The 15913-nt window shown below is 61.4% G+C and carries 15 protein-coding genes; 8 read left to right on the top strand and 7 right to left on the bottom strand.

Features of this window, described 5'->3' with window-relative positions; all coding sequences use genetic code 11:
- Positions 1–3: 3 nt before the first annotated feature.
- The 3 genes from ABX298_RS03595 to ABX298_RS03585 are packed head-to-tail and all read left to right on the top strand — an operon-like array spanning position 4 to position 2380.
- A complete protein-coding gene (locus ABX298_RS03595; RefSeq protein ID WP_025340208.1) occupies positions 4–783 on the top strand; it encodes a 5-oxoprolinase subunit PxpA in 780 nt (259 codons plus the stop codon).
- Complete coding sequence (gene pxpB, locus ABX298_RS03590; protein WP_075046021.1) at positions 780–1466, top strand: 5-oxoprolinase subunit PxpB; 687 nt, start codon at positions 780–782, stop codon at positions 1464–1466. The genes ABX298_RS03595 and pxpB overlap by 4 nt, the downstream gene beginning before the upstream one ends.
- On the top strand, positions 1463–2380 hold the full coding sequence (locus tag ABX298_RS03585; RefSeq protein ID WP_075046020.1) for a biotin-dependent carboxyltransferase family protein: 918 nt from the start codon (positions 1463–1465) through the stop codon (positions 2378–2380). Before pxpB ends, ABX298_RS03585 begins: the two co-directional genes overlap by 4 nt.
- A gap of 114 nt (positions 2381–2494) precedes the next feature.
- On the opposite strand, the gene ABX298_RS03580 is transcribed toward ABX298_RS03585, so the two are convergent.
- From ABX298_RS03580 to ABX298_RS03570, 3 genes are all read right to left on the bottom strand, one after another.
- Positions 2495–3673, bottom strand: a complete 1179-nt coding sequence (locus ABX298_RS03580; protein ID WP_013973749.1) for a VWA domain-containing protein — start codon at positions 3671–3673, stop codon at positions 2495–2497.
- A gap of 13 nt (positions 3674–3686) precedes the next feature.
- Positions 3687–4532: a MoxR family ATPase gene (locus ABX298_RS03575; RefSeq protein WP_013973748.1), complete on the bottom strand. Its 846-nt coding sequence runs from the start codon at positions 4530–4532 to the stop codon at positions 3687–3689.
- A 228-nt stretch (positions 4533–4760) separates the two neighbouring features.
- Positions 4761–5834, bottom strand: a complete 1074-nt coding sequence (locus tag ABX298_RS03570; RefSeq protein WP_367394088.1) for a DUF748 domain-containing protein — start codon at positions 5832–5834, stop codon at positions 4761–4763.
- 134 nt (positions 5835–5968) lie between these two features.
- On the opposite strand from ABX298_RS03570, the gene cysK reads away from it, so the two are divergent.
- Positions 5969–6943, top strand: coding sequence for a cysteine synthase A (cysK, locus tag ABX298_RS03565; RefSeq protein WP_367394087.1), 975 nt, complete (start codon positions 5969–5971; stop codon positions 6941–6943).
- Between the two features lie 172 nt (positions 6944–7115).
- Complete coding sequence (locus ABX298_RS03560) at positions 7116–8051, top strand: aspartyl/asparaginyl beta-hydroxylase domain-containing protein (RefSeq protein WP_367394086.1); 936 nt, start codon at positions 7116–7118, stop codon at positions 8049–8051.
- Between the two features lie 135 nt (positions 8052–8186).
- Here the strand turns inward: ABX298_RS03560 and ABX298_RS03555 are convergent, their stop codons facing one another.
- The 3 genes from ABX298_RS03555 to azu form a co-directional block, all read right to left on the bottom strand.
- Positions 8187–9344, bottom strand: coding sequence for an ATP-binding protein (locus tag ABX298_RS03555; protein WP_137164623.1), 1158 nt, complete (start codon positions 9342–9344; stop codon positions 8187–8189).
- A gap of 154 nt (positions 9345–9498) precedes the next feature.
- A complete protein-coding gene (locus tag ABX298_RS03550; protein WP_367394085.1) occupies positions 9499–11151 on the bottom strand; it encodes a cyclic peptide export ABC transporter in 1653 nt (550 codons plus the stop codon).
- A 33-nt stretch (positions 11152–11184) separates the two neighbouring features.
- A complete protein-coding gene (gene azu, locus ABX298_RS03545; RefSeq protein WP_025340201.1) occupies positions 11185–11634 on the bottom strand; it encodes an azurin in 450 nt (149 codons plus the stop codon).
- Between the two features lie 181 nt (positions 11635–11815).
- Here azu and ABX298_RS03540 point away from each other — a divergent pair, with 181 nt between their 5' ends.
- From ABX298_RS03540 to ABX298_RS03530, 3 genes are all read left to right on the top strand, one after another.
- Positions 11816–12799, top strand: a complete 984-nt coding sequence (locus tag ABX298_RS03540) for a TauD/TfdA family dioxygenase (protein WP_367394084.1) — start codon at positions 11816–11818, stop codon at positions 12797–12799.
- Positions 12800–12895: 96 nt separating this feature from the next.
- Positions 12896–13072: a hypothetical protein gene (locus tag ABX298_RS03535; RefSeq protein WP_286100347.1), complete on the top strand. Its 177-nt coding sequence runs from the start codon at positions 12896–12898 to the stop codon at positions 13070–13072.
- Positions 13032–13247, top strand: a complete 216-nt coding sequence (locus tag ABX298_RS03530; protein WP_286100346.1) for a DUF3077 domain-containing protein — start codon at positions 13032–13034, stop codon at positions 13245–13247. The genes ABX298_RS03535 and ABX298_RS03530 overlap by 41 nt, the downstream gene beginning before the upstream one ends.
- Before the next feature lie 1141 nt (positions 13248–14388).
- On the opposite strand, the gene ABX298_RS03525 is transcribed toward ABX298_RS03530, so the two are convergent.
- Complete coding sequence (locus ABX298_RS03525; RefSeq protein ID WP_286100345.1) at positions 14389–15795, bottom strand: PAAR domain-containing protein; 1407 nt, start codon at positions 15793–15795, stop codon at positions 14389–14391.
- Positions 15796–15913: the final 118 nt, after the last annotated feature.

The following is a 15913-nucleotide window of genomic DNA, read 5'->3' as shown; positions in this document are numbered from 1 at the left end:
CATATGAACAACGACAACGGAGGCCGTGCGGTGGAACGCCTGCTACTCAATTGCGACATGGGCGAGAGTTTCGGCAGCTGGCGCATGGGCCTGGATGCCGAAGTCATGCCCTACATCGACTGCGCCAACATCGCCTGCGGCTACCACGCCGGCGACCCCAGCATCATGCGCCGCACCGTGGCCCTGGCGCTGGAGCACGGCGTGACCATCGGCGCGCACCCGGCCTACCCGGACCTGGTCGGCTTTGGCCGCCGCTCCATGGCCTGCAGCCCGGAGGAAATCCGCGACCTGCTGCATTACCAGATCGGTGCGCTGGACGGCATCTGCAAAGTGTTGGGCGGCCGTGTGGCCTACGTGAAACCCCATGGCGCGCTGTACAACGACATGATGGCCGACCCGCTCAAGCTGCGTACCGTACTGGAGGCTGTGGCGGCCTATGGCGGCGGCCTGCCGCTGATGCTGATGGCTACCGCCGACAACCGCGCCGCCCAGGCCTTGGGCGATGAAATTGGCGTGCCGCTGTGGTTCGAAGCATTCGCCGACCGCGCCTATACCGCGAGCGGGCACCTGGTGTCGCGGCGCCTGCCCGGTGCGGTGCACCACGACCCGGCGCTGGTGGTGGAGCAGGCCGTGCGCCTGGCCCGTGGCGACACGCTGGTGGCGGACGATGGCAGTGCGTTGAGGCTGGTGGCCAGCACCCTGTGCGTGCACGGCGACAACGACAGTTCGGTGGCGGCGGTACGGCAGATTCGCCAGGCCCTCGATGCCCTGGAGTCGCGATGAAGCCGCGTATTGAAATTGTGGCCATCGACAGCCTGATGGTGCGCCTGTTCGATTCCATCGACGAGGGCAACATGCCGTGGATGCTTGCCGCCAGCCAGCGCTTGCGTGCGGCGTTCGGCGAGCACTTGCTGGACCTGGTGCCGTCCTACACCACGCTGATGGTGCAGTTCGACCTGCCACCGGGTGAGGCGAGGGCACTGATCATCCGTGCGCTGGAGGGCTTGCAGCCAGACACGGGCAGCGGTGGCCGCCGCCATGAGATCCCGGTGTGGTACGACGCCAGCGTCGGCCCGGAACTGCCGGTGTTGGCGGCCCGCAGTGGCTTGAGTGAAGCAGAGGTGATCCGCTTGCACAGCGAGCGCGAGTACCCGGTGTTCGCCCTGGGTTTCGCCCCCGGTTTCGGCTTCATGGGCCTGGTGGACGAACGCCTGGCCAGCCCGCGCCTTAGCACCCCGCGCAAGCGCGTGGCGGCCGGCAGCGTCGGCATTGCCGAGCGCCAGACGGCGGCCTATCCGGCGGTATCGCCGGGTGGCTGGAACCTGATCGGGCGTACCCCGGTGCGCCTGTTCGACCGTGAACGCGAGGGCTACAGCCTGTTGCAACCCGGTGACCGGGTGCGCTTCGTGCCGGTTTCGCGCAGCGAGTTCGTGGCGTTGGGCGGTGATGTGGAGGCACAAGCATGAAGCAGTTGAAGATCGAGGCCAGTACGCCGCTGTGCCAGTTGCAGGATGCCGGGCGCTTCGGCGTACGCCACCTGGGCGTGACCCAAGGCGGGGCGCTGGACTGGGTGGCGATGCACTGGGCCAACTGGCTGCTGGGCAACCCGTTGGCGGCGCCGGTGGTCGAGGTGGCGCTAGGTGGTTTCTGTGTGGTCGCAGAGCAGGATTGTGTGCTGGCCCTGGCCGGTGCCGACCTGGATGCGCGGGTCGATGATCAGCCGCTGGCGCCCTGGCGCAGCTTTGCATTGGCCAAGGGGCAGCGGTTGACCCTGAAACAGCCGAAGCAGGGCGTGCGGGCCTACCTGGCAGCACCTGGCGGGTTCCTGGGCGAGGATGTGCTGGGCAGCCGTGCCACGGTCGTGCGGGAGGAACTGGGCGGTATCGATGGCCAGGGCTCTGCGCTTGGCAAAGGCCAGCTGCTGGCATTTTCCAGCGCTTCAGCGACCTTGCGTGAGGTACCGGCAGCGCTGCGGCCACAGTACGCACAAAAGCCAGTGCTCGACCTGGTGATCGGCGCACAGATCGGTGACTTCAGCGGTACCAGCCTGTTCGAGGCGTTCAACCGCGAGTGGACGCTGGACAGCCGTGCCGACCGCATGGGCATCCGCCTGCTGGGGCCGCAGCTGGTCTACCAGGGCGCGCCGATGATTTCCGAGGGGATTCCGCTGGGGGCGGTGCAGGTGCCGCCGGATGGGCAGCCGATCGTGTTGCTCAATGACCGGCAGACCATTGGCGGCTATCCGCGGCTGGGGGCATTGACGCCGTTGGCGCTGGCGCAACTGGCGCAGTGCATGCCGGGGGCGGTGGTGCGGTTCCGGGCGGTGGTGCAGGATGAGGCGTGGCGGGAGCAGCAGGTATATCTGGACCGTTGGCGTTAAGGCTGCCGGCCTCTTCGCGGGTGAACCCGCTCCCACAAGTACCCCACAGGCCTCAAGGCTTGCGCAATACCTGTGGGAGCGGGTTCACCCGCGAAAGGGCCGGTACCGGCAAAATCACTTGGACAGGTAACGCATCCCTTCCTCCAACCCCTGCAAGGTCAGCGGGTACATCTTGTCTTCGATCAAGTCCCGCACCAGGTGGGTCGATGCGGTGTAGTCCCAGGCCTGCTTCGGGTACGGGTTGATCCAGATGATCTTCCTGAATTTCTCCATGAAACGCTGCATCCACACATACCCGGCTTCTTCGTTCCAGTGCTCCACGCTGCCACCCGGCTGGGTAATCTCGTAGGGCGCCATGGCCGCGTCGCCGACGAACACAACCTTGTAGTCATCGCCGTACTTGTGCAGCAGGTCGAAGGTGGAATAGCGCTCCGAGGTGCGGCGCAGGTTGTTCTTCCACACCGACTCGTACACGAAGTTGTGGAAGTAGTAGTACTCCAGGTGCTTGAACTCGGTCTTGCACGCCGAGAACAGTTCTTCGCAGACCTTGACGTGGGCGTCCATCGAGCCACCGATGTCGAACAGCAACAGCAGCTTCACCGTGTTGCGCCGCTCGGGGCGCATCTGGATGTTCAGCAGCCCGGCATCCCGCGCGGTGTGGTCGATGGTGCCGTCGATGTCCAGCTCTTCGGCGGCGCCTTCACGGGCGAACTTGCGCAGCCGGCGCAAGGCCAGCTTGATGTTGCGCGTGCCCAGCTCCACCTGGTCGTCCAGGTTCTTGTATTCGCGCTGGTCCCACACCTTCACCGCCTTGCCCTGGCGCTTGCCGGCCTCGCCCACGCGGATGCCCTCGGGGTTGAAGCCGCCCGAGCCGAACGGGCTGGTGCCGCCGGTGCCGATCCACTTGTTGCCGCCTGCGTGACGCTCCTTCTGCTCCTCGAGGCGCTTCTTGAACTCTTCGATCAGCTTGTCCAGGCCACCCAGCGACTGGATCTGCGCGCGCTCCTCATCGGTCAGCGAACGCTCGAACTCCTTGCGCAGCCAGTCTTCGGGAATCAACGCCTCGATATGCCGGTCGAGGTTTTCCAGGCCCTTGAAGTAGGCAGCGAAGGCGCGGTCGAACTTGTCGAAGTGGCGCTCGTCCTTCACCAGGATGGCGCGGGCGAGGTAGTAGAACTCGTCCATGTCGGCGAACACCACGCGCTTTTGCAGGGCCTGGTGCAGGTCGAGCAGTTCGCGTACCGACACCGGCACCTTGGCCGCGCGCATTTCATTGAACAGGTTGAGCAGCATGGCCCGGCTCCTGTCAGCGGTTGCCGCGCCGGCTCATGAAGGCCAGGCGCTCGAGCAGTTGTACGTCCTGCTCGTTCTTCACCAGCGCCCCGGCCAGCGGTGGAATGGCCTTGGTCGGGTCGCGTTCGCGCAGCACCGCTTCACCGATGTTGTCGGCCATCAGCAGCTTGAGCCAATCGACCAGTTCGGAGGTGGACGGCTTTTTCTTCAGGCCTGGTACCTTGCGCACGTCGAAGAACACGTCCAACGCCTCGCTGACCAGAGACTGGCTGATGTTCGGGTAGTGCACGTCGACGATTTGCTGCAGGGTAGTGCGGTCGGGGAAGGCGATGTAGTGGAAGAAGCAGCGGCGCAGGAAGGCGTCCGGCAGCTCTTTTTCGTTGTTGGAGGTGATGATGATGATCGGGCGCTGTCTGGCCTTGATGGTCTCGTCGATTTCGTAGACGTAGAACTCCATCTTGTCGAGTTCTTGCAGCAGGTCGTTGGGGAACTCGATGTCGGCCTTGTCGATTTCGTCGATCAGCAGGATGACCCGTTCCTCGGCCTCGAAGGCCTCCCACAGCTTGCCCTTCTTCAGGTAGTTGCGCACATCGTGGACTTTGTCCACGCCCAGCTGCGAGTCACGCAGGCGGCTGACCGCGTCGTACTCGTAGAGGCCCTGGTGGGCCTTGGTGGTGGACTTGATGTGCCAGGTGATCAGGCGCGCACCGAACGAAGCTGCCAGCTGCTCGGCGAGCATGGTCTTGCCGGTGCCGGGTTCGCCCTTGACCAGCAAGGGGCGTTCGAGGGTGATGGCCGCGTTTACCGCCAGTTTCAGGTCGTCTGTGGCGACGTAGTCGCGGGTGCCTTCGAACTTCATGGGTCTGTCCTCTGAGGGTAGCCTGTACTGGCCCTATCGCCGGCAAGCCAGCTCCCACAGGTACAGCACAGCTCTTGAGAACTGTGGGGATCCTGTGGGAGCTGGCTTGCCGGCGATAGGGCCGGAACAGGCAGCACATATTTTGATTTGTCACCGACTATAACGCGGGGTTCGCCGACTGGAAACGCAGACCAGGTATTCAGTCCCTGAATGCCCCGTCACTCGATCCTAGTCGGAATCCGGCGCGTCACGCTCATACCGCGCATTGAACGCCTGAATGAACCCGTTGCGCAGGATCTGCAGAAACGCCTCGAAGGCGCTGATATCCTGCTTGTGCACGCTACCGCTGAGCTCTACCCGGGTCGCGAACTGGTTCTTCGGCTGGTTCTTCAATACCGTCTCGGTCGCGCCCACCAGCGCTTCCCAGACTGAGCGGAAGAAGTCTTTGTCCTTTTCCTGCACATCCTGCTGCCAGTCGAACACATCCACATCCCGCAACAGTGGCTTGATGTACCCATTCAATCGGCCGTTGGTCGCCTCGGCCTCTATCACCACATCGCCGTGCCCGGCATTGAAGTCGAACTTGCCATATGCGCTGGCGAAGTCGTTGAGCTTGCGCAACTCGATACCCGTGGCGCGCAGGCGGAACTCGAAGTCGTCAAAATCGCTGAACGGGTCGAAGGTGGCGCGACTTTCCACCTTGGCATCGCCGACGATCAGCGCCGTGCCATCAAAGCTGGCATCACGTCGGCCCTTTTCGTCACGGATGTTGGTGAGGTTGCGAATACTGGCATCGAGCTGAGTGGCCTTCAGGTTGACGGGTGGCTTGGAGTTGAAGTTGCGGAAAGTCAGCACGCCTTTGTCGATGCGAACCTCGTTAAGGGTGATCGGCAGCAGTTTTTCCAGTTGCTGGCGCCAGTCGGTGCCCTGACCGGTCTGCGAGTTCTGTTTGTTGCCGCCATCGACGAAGTTGAGCTCCGGCCGGTCGAACACCACTTCGGCAACCACTGCGCGGTCGTACCACAGGGCGTGCCAGCTCACCGACAGGTCGATCAGCGGCGCGTCGAGAAACGGCACCGGCACCTTGCCGGTGGTCTTGACGATCTTCAGCCCATTGATCTGGTATGCGCCGCGCCACCAGGCCAGGTCCACATCGGTCACCTGGCCACGGTAGTCGCCCATGTCGGCCAGTTTGTCGTTGAGGTAGTCGCGCACCAGGTAGGGCAGGGCCAGGTGCAGCGCCACCAACAGCACGATCAGGCTGGCCAGGCCGATCAGCGGCCAGCGATAACGGGCTCTCATCGAAGTGTCTCCAACGCAGGATATGCGGTTGACCGCAACGAGTCCGCGTGAGTTCGAACAGGCTTTACGGGCCACCGGCCCGGGCTTACCCTTGAGGTCTTTCCCTGCTTTTTTTCATGCCAAGGACCCCTGCCATGAGCCGTATCTTTGCAGACAACGCCCACTCCATCGGTAACACACCGCTGGTGCAGATCAACCGCATTGCCCCGCGCGGCGTGACCATCCTGGCCAAGATCGAAGGGCGTAACCCGGGCTATTCGGTCAAATGCCGCATCGGCGCAAACATGGTCTGGGACGCCGAAAGCAGCGGCAAGCTCAAGCCGGGCATGACCATCGTCGAACCCACCTCGGGCAACACCGGCATCGGCCTGGCCTTCGTCGCCGCCGCCCGTGGCTACAAGCTGATGCTGACCATGCCCGCCTCCATGAGCCTGGAGCGCCGCAAGGTGCTGAAGGCGCTGGGTGCCGAGCTGGTGCTGACCGACCCGGCCAAGGGCATGAAGGGCGCCATCGAGAAAGCCAACGAAATCGTCGCCTCCAACCCGGCCCAGTACTTCCTGCCGGGCCAGTTCGAAAACCCGGCCAACCCGGCGATCCACGAAAAAACCACCGGCCCGGAAATCTGGAACGACACTGACGGCGCGGTCGACGTGCTGGTGGCGGGCGTCGGCACCGGCGGCACCATCACCGGTGTTTCGCGCTACATCAAGCATACGCAGGGCAAGGCGATCCTGTCGGTGGCGGTGGAACCAGTGGCATCGCCGCTGATCAGCCAGACCCTGGCCGGCGAAGAGCTCAAGCCCAGCCCGCACAAGATCCAGGGCATCGGCGCAGGCTTTGTGCCGAAGAACCTCGACCTGTCGATCGTCGACCAGGTGGAAACGGTGACCGACGAAGAGTCCAAGGCCATGGCCATCCGCCTGATGCAGGAAGAGGGCATTCTCTGTGGCATTTCCTGTGGTGCGGCGATGGCAGCGGCCGTGCGCTTGGCCGAAAAGCCGGAAATGCAGGGTAAGACCATCGTCGTGATTCTGCCGGACTCCGGCGAGCGCTACCTGTCGAGCATGCTGTTCAGCGACATGTTCAGCGAGCAGGAAAACCAGCAGTAAAGGCCTTGCCGCTGATCCCGCGCAACGTTCGGCGGCTTGGTTTATTGCAAAATCTTCATGATTGAGTTGCTGCCCGGGCTGTTTTTACCCTGGCGGCATCAGTTTATGATGGCAGGATGATTTATCGGAGTGCAGGGCGCGCAGCCCTGTTTCTTCCTCAAGGAGTGAAAGCATGACCTTTTCCTTTGCAGCCAAGGCGGGTGTCTTGCTGGTGTTTTTTGGCAGCGTGCTGTTCGTGCACCTGCGCGGCAAGGCTCGTTTGCCGGTGTTGCGCCAGTTCGTCAACCATTCGGCGCTGTTCGCCCCTTATAACAGCCTGATGTACCTGTTTTCCGGCGTACCGTCCAAGCCCTACCTGGACCGCCAGCGCTTCCCCGAGCTGGACGTGCTGAAGGACAACTGGCAGGAAATCCGCGAAGAGGCCATGCGCCTGTTCGACGAGGGCTACATCCGCGCCGCCGAGAAGGATAACGACGCAGGCTTCGGTTCGTTCTTCAAGAAAGGCTGGAAGCGCTTTTACCTGAAGTGGTACGACAAACCGTTGCCTTCTGCCGAAACCCTGTGCCCGCGTACCGTCGAGCTGGTCAGCAGCATCCCCAACGTCAAGGGTGCGATGTTCGCCCTGCTGCCCGGCGGCAGCCACCTGAACCCGCATCGCGACCCGTTCGCCGGTTCCCTGCGCTACCACCTGGGCCTGTCCACCCCCAACTCCGATGCTTGCCGCATCTACGTCGATGGCGAGGAATATGCCTGGCGTGACGGTGAGGATGTGATGTTCGATGAAACCTACGTGCACTGGGTCAAGAACGAGACCGACGTTACCCGGGTGATCCTGTTCTGCGACATCGAACGCCCGCTGAGCAGCCCACTGATGACCCGCATCAACCGCCAGGTCAGCGCCTTCCTCGGCCGTGCCACCGCGCCACAGAACACCGACGACGAGCGTGTGGGCGGGATCAACCAGGCCTACGCCTGGAGCAAGCGCTTCAGCAACCGTATCAGTAGCAAGATCAAGCAGTTCAAGCGCGCCAACCCCAAGGCCTACCGCGTGCTGCGGCCGGTGCTGGCGGCGGTGGTGGTGTACCTGTTGTATCACTGGTTGTTCTGATTCTGCCTGTTGGGGCTGCCTTGCAGCCCATCGCGACACAAGGCCGCTCCTACAGGTGATTGCGTACTCCTGTAGGAGCGGCCTTGTGTCGCGATAGGGGCGCAAAGCGCCCCCGGCGCCCTCTCAGCAAACCACTCAGGCAAGACCTTCCAGCAAACCGTCCGCTCGCACGATATCGACTATCACCTGTTCATCTACCGCGTACACCCCCCGCGATGCTTTCCACACCAGGTTCTTGTCCTGCAAGGCGATAAGCGCTTGCTGCACCCCCGGTACCTCGGCCTTCACTTCGCTCGCATCCACGCCAGCCTGTTCCATCGCTTTGGCGTACAGTGCCAGGGTCGGGGCCTCGAACGGCGCGTAGTCGTTCCCCTTTGCGCACATGACACGTAGAACCGCAGCCTGGATAGGTGTGAGGCTGTGGATCACCTTTTTCAGGTTTGCGTTCAAGTCATTGGCTTGTGCCTGAACAAGCTCTCGGAACCGTGCCGGAATGGCCTCGGGTTCAATGCCGAAGTCGAAGCGGATTTCATCCGCGGCCGCACCCAATAGCTCTGGGCGATAGCCGCTTTCCTTGAAGAGCTGAAACACCTCCGTTGTATCGAGTGCGCATGGCAGGTCGATATTGGCGCACAGCCAGTCGATGAAGTCCTGGTCCAGGGTCGGGAACTGCACCATGGAGGCGCCGAAGAACGCCTGGTCCTTGCTGTTGCGCAGCATGGCCAGCTTGTCCCGGTTTGAACCGGTGCAGACGATGCGCAAGCCATGGTGCTTCGAACTGTTGAGTTCGTCTCTGGCTGCCTTGAGGGCGAACAGCGCCGCTATTCCTTGCTCGGTCGTGATTGCATGCTGTGCTTCGTCGATGATCAGCACGATGATCTTGCGGGACTCATCGGAGAGCGCCGCCAGGGCAGTGGTCAGGTCGACATCTTGCCCCAGCCCGATCTTGTCCACGCTGAAATTCAGGCCGCCGACAGTGACCTTCTCCATGCCAGATGACTTTGCCAGCCGCGTGATGAAGCCTTCGTTACGCCCGACCGCCTCACGCACCGCTTCGACGATGACTTGCCCGGGATCTTTGGTCAGGTCTTTCCACAGATCGGCATACAGCACAATGGCCCCGGCTGTTTCGAGGGCAGGGCGCAGGTCTTCGCGGGCGAAGGTGGATTTGCCGGTACGTCGTGGCGCAGCGAGAAACACACCAGAGCTTGCTGCGCTGCCCACGGCGACTTGCAGGATCAATTTCGACAGGCGGGACGCAAGCGCCGGGCGGTGATAGACAGTTTCAGGCATCTCGGCCCCTCCGTTTCAATTTATAGTCGATTATAGATTGATTATAGAGGCATTATAGATCTGACAGGGGCGGTGTTTATAGGGAATTATAGACAGACTATAGAGCGATTATAGATCGTGGTTGATGAGGGGGCGCGCAGCCCCCTTTGCTGTCTCAAGCCGGCTCCAACGCCTCGACCACTTTCCCCCGGCTAAGGTGCACCACCTTGTCAGCCGTATCGAAGTACCGGTCATCATGCGAAATCACGATGATGGTCTTGCCCAAACGCTTCAGGTCCGGCAGCAGCTCGGTGTAGAACACCCGGCGGAAGGTCGGGTCCTGGTCCGCTGCCCATTCGTCGAACACCAGCACCGGCCGCCCGTCCAGCCAGGCATTGACCAGTGCCAGGCGCTTGCGCTGGCCGGTCGACAGGTCGGTGGTGGTAAAGGCCCCATCGCGCACGCTCACCTTGTGGGCGATCTCCAGCCGCTCCAGGTAGCGCGTGGCATCGCTGGGCAGGCTGTGTTCATGCTCGGGCAGGTCGTCGAACAGGTAGTAGTCGGCGAATACCGTGGTGAACAGCTGGCGATAGTCATCCAGCCCCTCCGGGCCGACGGCCTTGCCGTTCAGGCGCACTTCGCCGTGTTGCGGGGTGTACAGGCCCAGCAGCAGCTTGATCAGCGAAGTCTTGCCGCAGCCGTTCTCGCCGACGATGAACAGGATCTCGCCCGGTTCGATGCTCAGGTTCACCGGCCCCACGCGGAACGGCTCGTTGCCGTCCACCGGCGGGTAGGCGTACTCGACGTCGTGCAGTTCCAGATGCGCGCTGGCCGGGGCGGCGCGCTTGACCGGCGGCTCCAGCAGCAGGTGCGGCTCGGGCGAGGAGAAGCGCTCGGACAGGTCGGCAATGCGGCGGAACGCCACCTGGGCGCGGCCGAGGATAGGCAGGTTGCCGATCAAGGTTTCCAGCGGGCCTTTCATGTACAGCAGCACCAGCACGAAGCCGCTCATCACCGCCGGGTCGTTGCTCGGCCATAGCGATTGCAGGGCCAGGGTCAGGCCGATGACCACGAAGAACAGCATCGACCCCAGGCTCTTGGCCGCGACGAAGATGTTGATGGCGCGGATATGGGTGTTGGCGATGAAGTCGGCGGTGCCCTGGATGTTGCGGGTCAGCATGGCATGGCGGCGGCGGCGGTCGATGCGCAGCTCCTTGGCGCCCTCGGCGATGGCCGAGTAGTGCTTCTGCAGGTTGTCTTCGGCATCGCGGGCGGCGTTGAAGCCGGCCACGCCTTTCTGCCTGGCCACGTACTGAATGCCACTGCCAATGCCGATGGCCGCCAGGGTGATGAGGAAGATCGGCCACGACAGCCAGGCCAGGTAGGCCATGCAGCCAGTCACGGTGGTGAGCGAGATGGCCAGCGGGGCGAAGGCGAAGGCAAAGTCGCTGATGGTGTCGACGTCGCGGGTCAGCACCGGGATCAGGCGATGGGTGCGGTAGCGCTCGATCTGCTCGATCGGCGCCGACAGCACCTTGGCGCCGAGGTCCTTGCGCAGCCTGGCGATGACTTTCTGCCCGACGTAGTTGGTGCCGCTGTCGGCCGCGACGCTGCTGACCAGGGCCAGCACGCACAGGCCGGCGAAGGCCAGGATCACGCCCTGGCTCATGCCGCCAGCGGCATGCAGGCCCTGGTTGACGGTAGCCAGCAGGGCGGTTACGGCCAGGCCGCCGAGCATGCCCAGCAGCACCGAGACGATTACCGCCGGGCGGTAGGGTTTCAGCAGGCCCAGCAGTTCGCGGATGGCCCCGGGGGAGGAGGTTTTCATGAAGCATGATCTCGCTGGTGAGGTGGGGGCGGGTCAGCTGCCTAGGGTCAGGGAGCCTTTCATCAAGGTGCCGTGGAACGGGAACGAGCAGTAGAAGCTGTACGCGGTACCTGCCTTCAGCGACCGGACGTCGAGGCTGATGCTGTCTGTTTCACCGCCGCCGATCAGGCGGGTGTGGGCGATCACCCGGGTGTCGCCGGGCTTCACGTAGTCCAGTGCCTCGCCGGCTTTCTGGCCGTCGTCGAGCACGCCTTGCATGTCGGCCTGGGTACTAAGCACCCAGTTGTGGCCCATCACGTTCTTCGGCATGTCGCCAGGGTGGGTGAGCGTGACGGTGAACACGGCGCAGGCCTTGGGCACGGTGATGGCGGCCTTGTCGAAGGTCATCTGGTCGGTGCCATGGATTTCCACGGCGCATGGCTCTGCCGACCACGCGGCAGGGGCCACGGCGAGCAGGGCGAGGAGCAGAAGCTGGCGAGTCATGTACGGTTCCTGGGCGATAGAAGGGTGCACATCGTTCAGACGAACCGGCGCGCGCCGGCTTTACCTGTGTGTGCGGGCCAGGTGAATTTCCCCATCGCCCGCTCGTTCATTCAGTCAGGCGCCGACATGGCGCACATCCCGATTTCGCCGCCTATGCGGCCCTGGCCTGAGGTGACCGGACATGAGTGAACTGCTGAGCTTTGCGATCGAACCCCTGGACGCCGCGCGCGGCAACCTGCCGCTGCTGGTGCGCGCGCCAGAGCCGGGTATCGACCTGCTGGAAGCCTTTGCCGAGTTGCAGCCGCTGGTGGACCGGCACCTGCTGCAGGCTGGCGGCATCCTGTTTCGCGGCTTCGAGGTGGGTGGTGCCGAAGCTTTCCGCCAGTTCGCCGCTTCCTTCGGCCACCCGCTGCTCAACTACGAGTTTGGCTCCACCCCGCGCAGCAACGTGACCAAGGGCGTGTACACCTCCACCGAGTACCCGGCGCACCAGAGCATCCCCCTGCACAACGAGCAGGCCTATACCCTGGAATGGCCGATGAAGATCTGGTTCTACAGCGTGATCCCCGCCGAGACCGGTGGCGAGACGCCGATTGCCGACAGCCGCGAGGTGTACCGACGCATGCCGGCGCGCATTCGTGAGCGGCTGGTGGAGAAGGGGCTGATGTACGTGCGCAACTACGGCAACGGCCTTGATGTGGAATGGTCGCAGGTGTTCAACACTGAAGACCCGCGCCAGGTCGAGGCCTATTGCCGGGCGCATGCCATCGAGTGCATCTGGAAGGATGACGGCGAATTGCGCACCCGCCAGCGCTGCCAGGTGGTGGCGCGCCACCCGGTGACCGGGGAGGATGTGTGGTTCAACCAGGCGCACCTGTTCCATGTGTCGAACCTGCAGCCAGAAGTGCGCGAGTCGTTGATGGACATCGTCGAGGAAGAGGACCTGCCGCGTAACGTGTACTACGGCGACGGTACGACCATCGAGGATTCGCTGCTCGATGAAGTGCGCGGGGTGCTGGACGAATGCACCATCAGCTTTCCGTGGCAGGCAAACGATGTGCTGATGCTGGACAACATGCTTGCGGCGCATGCGCGGTCGCCGTTTACCGGCAAGCGCAAGGTGGTGGTGGCGATGGCGCAGGGGCATTCCGAGTTGTCGCGCTGACAGGGCGTGGCCAAGCCCTCGAAAGCTGCGCTGTTTTTGTAGGAGCGGCCTTGTGTCGCGAAAGGGCCGCAGCGCGGCCCAAGGATCTCAGCCTCGATGCATGAATCGCCGGGGCTGCTGTGCAGCCCTTTCGCGACACAAGGCCGCTCCTACAAGGACCGCGGCCAGGACATCGCCCGCCGTTTCATCGAACTCAGCCCCGACAAGCGCTGCCTGTTCCTCAAGGCGCTGCATGGCCCGCTGGAACCACCGCCCATTCCCAGGCGAAGCTGAGGGCATCCCCTGCCGCAGCGCCCGGGAGCAAGCCTCGGAGTTGATGGGCTATGCACTCGACTTGTCACTGACCGGTTTGATGGATGGCGATCAGCAGATGCTCTGGGCTTCGCATTACTTTGCAGCCATGGCCAAGGCGCTGCTGGATGATGCCGAGTTGGGTTTGCCGCGCTGATCCTTGTATTGGCTGGGCTGGCCCTTTCGCGGCTAAAGCCGCTCCTACAGGGATTGTGCATGCCTCAGGTTATGCAGAATGCCTCAGGCTGTGCACAACTCCTGTGGGAGCGGGCGTGCCCGCGAACACCGGCGCAGCCGGTACCATACAATCAGTGGCAAACCGATCTTTACGTCATTTAGTGGTTGGCATAATGAGAAATTAGTGCAAGTAGAGCGGCGGAGGGCGACCAGCTGATAATTAGGTAATGGTGATCAGCTTCGATATAGAGACTACGTGAAGTCGGTGTTTTTGAGTGCGCTGGTTTGCTTGAGGTTCGGTGTTATATGAAAGATTTGAGTTCATCTGTTTTGTCTCTCAGTCTAGCAGTTTCGTCAGGTAATAGATGGCTATCCAAGCGATGCCAATGGTGTTTAGTGATGATGCAATAAGAATTTTTCTTCTTAACTTCTCAGGGAATTGTAAATGGTCTTGCTCATCCAATAGCCCGCTGCGAATGCTTGAGGCGGGGGACCCAATGGCGCCAGCGATTACAGAAATAACTAGAACTCTGGAACCTATCTTTTTCTCTCCCCACATGCCGGTCGCAAATGGAAGGCACGCGCTCCGTTGGAGTGCTGAGGTCATTTCTTTATATTGGCGAGAGCACGCAATGTGAAGGTCAGATACAAGCCCGATTAAGGCGAGGCAGATAGGAGTGCCTAACAGAAATAGTCTTAGTTTTACATCAAGATGCTCAATCATTTTGAAAATCTCGAAGCTCTGTTGTGGTTATATTATGAAGTAGTTTATGATTAGCCAGCTAAAACCGGCGGTGTTAAGCCATGATGCGATAGTGATTTTGGCTTTCAGATGTTTAGGGAGCTGCTCAAAATCCCGGGCATCAAGCGAGCCTTTTCGAATGCTGGAGTTTGGTAGTGTGATAGCACCCGCTATCATGAACGTTACCAGCATTCTTGAACGTACACTTTTCTCTCCCCAAAGTCTGACGGAATATGAGAGGCATGGGCTTCGGTGGAGTGCTGCGGTCATTACTTCATATTGACGAGAGCATGCGATATGAAGATCCATCGCGAGTGCGGTTAGGCAGAGGCAGAAAGGGGAAGCGACTAAAAATAGTTTTAGCTTGATGTCGAGATGATCAATCATCTTGAAAAGCCTCGAAAATTATTTCACCGATTTTTTCACCGCCTTTCATGCCTGCAAGGCTTCCCGCCAATGCTCCTCCGCCAGTGATAACTATTCCGCATACCAAGCTCGCAGGACCTGCTCTCCAACAAACTTGGGTTGCGGCCTTTCCTCCCATCTTTGCGCCAAACCATCCCCCGGCTAAGCCGCCAGAAAAATTTCCCGCTTCAGTAACTCGGACTTTTTCACAGGCCTTTGTATTGCCAGCCTGGCATACTTCGGAGACTTTTATTGCTGAGCCAATTCCGCCAACAGCAATACCGATGCGCCCTCCGTGTTTCAAGTATTTAGCCATTTTGGCCAGCTTGTTTAAGTGTGTCGAGTAGCCAGGGATATGTCCTGGGGCGCCAGCTTTGCTCCAATGGTGCACCAAGCTTCTCGAGGAGATTCCCAAGTCCCGTCGTAGGCTTTCATAGTTGCCAAGGTTGAGGTGTTTGTTCAGAACAGTCGCATTCAGGTTTGTGCTTAATTTTTTGAACAGTTTTTGACGTTCCGAAAAAAACTCTGGATGGCGAAGATGCCCATGCTTGATGAATTGCTGTCTATGCAGGTCTTCAATTTTTTGCAATGTGACGCTGATTTCATCCAACGATTTGGCAACCATCGCCTCAGTCACCCCCATCGCCAAGCTCACATCGCTGAGTAATCCGGCAATTTCGGCCTGATGGCGCATCAAGAAGTCAGCTTCTTCCGCTGTGAGATCTGCCAAGTCCTCCCGCGCCTGTTTCGCCGCACTCATCGCAAAATGCTCTTCCCGAGTGCACGCCGGGCGCCTCAAGCCATCACCAATGACAAAGATCTCACCTGCCTTGAAACCACGCTGATACGTCGGGTTCAGCCGCTCCAGAATTGACCGAGGCAGGTTGGCCTGCGGCGCGCCCAGCTCTGCCAGGACTTCCTGGTATGACATACAGCGCGGAACGATGTAGAAGCCGGGCTCCATGCCTTGAGGAGTGGGCGAGGGCTGAACCACCTCAGGCTGATAGGTACTTCTTATCGGGTTACCCGTCTGGGCCTGTGCTGGTGCCTCACGAACAGGCTCAGATGCGGGTGCCCCGCGCGAAGCCGGAGGTGCGTACCCACTTGCAACCAGGCGATTGCTGCCCTGTGGGCACCCGCATTGCACCAGTGCTCCGTCCAGAGCTGTGGGAATACCATCCTGCCGCCAGCGGACTTCGCCCTCGACGATGGTGCCCGCTTGTCCACATAGCGGGCAGGGTGTGGTCGGGTCGCCTTGAAGTAGCCAGTTGCGGCCATGCACACGGCCCCTGGCTTGGCTGGCAATGCAGATGGCGCCTGTGGTGGTTTCGTCGCCGTCCAGGCCTTGGTATCGGCCGAAGATGTTCATGCGCATGCTCATGGCTCGCCTCTTTTTCAGGTGGAAGCCAGGAACCTAGCAGGCGGCTGGCGGGTATTTTCGGGGTGGCGGGGGTTTAGGAAAGGTCCTACAAGGAATAGAGATTTGGACTACGTTATTT

Origin of the sequence: Pseudomonas sp. X4 (assembly GCF_040784925.1) — a bacterium.
In the GTDB taxonomy this organism is placed as follows: Bacteria; Pseudomonadota; Gammaproteobacteria; order Pseudomonadales; family Pseudomonadaceae; genus Aquipseudomonas; species Aquipseudomonas putida_Z.
The sequence above is the reverse complement of the archived record's forward strand: the minus strand, read 5'-3'. Positions and strand labels throughout refer to the sequence as shown.

Coding starts and splice junctions, on each gene's coding strand:
- ABX298_RS03595 (WP_025340208.1), top strand. CDS start 4: ATGAACAACGACAACGGAGGCCGTGCGGTGGAACGCCTGCTACTCAAT.
- pxpB (WP_075046021.1), top strand. CDS start 780: ATGAAGCCGCGTATTGAAATTGTGGCCATCGACAGCCTGATGGTGCGC.
- ABX298_RS03585 (WP_075046020.1), top strand. CDS start 1,463: ATGAAGCAGTTGAAGATCGAGGCCAGTACGCCGCTGTGCCAGTTGCAG.
- ABX298_RS03580 (WP_013973749.1), bottom strand. CDS start 3,673: ATGCTGCTCAACCTGTTCAATGAAATGCGCGCGGCCAAGGTGCCGGTG.
- ABX298_RS03575 (WP_013973748.1), bottom strand. CDS start 4,532: ATGAAGTTCGAAGGCACCCGCGACTACGTCGCCACAGACGACCTGAAA.
- ABX298_RS03570 (WP_367394088.1), bottom strand. CDS start 5,834: ATGAGAGCCCGTTATCGCTGGCCGCTGATCGGCCTGGCCAGCCTGATC.
- cysK (WP_367394087.1), top strand. CDS start 5,969: ATGAGCCGTATCTTTGCAGACAACGCCCACTCCATCGGTAACACACCG.
- ABX298_RS03560 (WP_367394086.1), top strand. CDS start 7,116: ATGACCTTTTCCTTTGCAGCCAAGGCGGGTGTCTTGCTGGTGTTTTTT.
- ABX298_RS03555 (WP_137164623.1), bottom strand. CDS start 9,344: ATGCCTGAAACTGTCTATCACCGCCCGGCGCTTGCGTCCCGCCTGTCG.
- ABX298_RS03550 (WP_367394085.1), bottom strand. CDS start 11,151: ATGAAAACCTCCTCCCCCGGGGCCATCCGCGAACTGCTGGGCCTGCTG.
- azu (WP_025340201.1), bottom strand. CDS start 11,634: ATGACTCGCCAGCTTCTGCTCCTCGCCCTGCTCGCCGTGGCCCCTGCC.
- ABX298_RS03540 (WP_367394084.1), top strand. CDS start 11,816: ATGAGTGAACTGCTGAGCTTTGCGATCGAACCCCTGGACGCCGCGCGC.
- ABX298_RS03535 (WP_286100347.1), top strand. CDS start 12,896: ATGCATGAATCGCCGGGGCTGCTGTGCAGCCCTTTCGCGACACAAGGC.
- ABX298_RS03530 (WP_286100346.1), top strand. CDS start 13,032: ATGGCCCGCTGGAACCACCGCCCATTCCCAGGCGAAGCTGAGGGCATC.
- ABX298_RS03525 (WP_286100345.1), bottom strand. CDS start 15,795: ATGAGCATGCGCATGAACATCTTCGGCCGATACCAAGGCCTGGACGGC.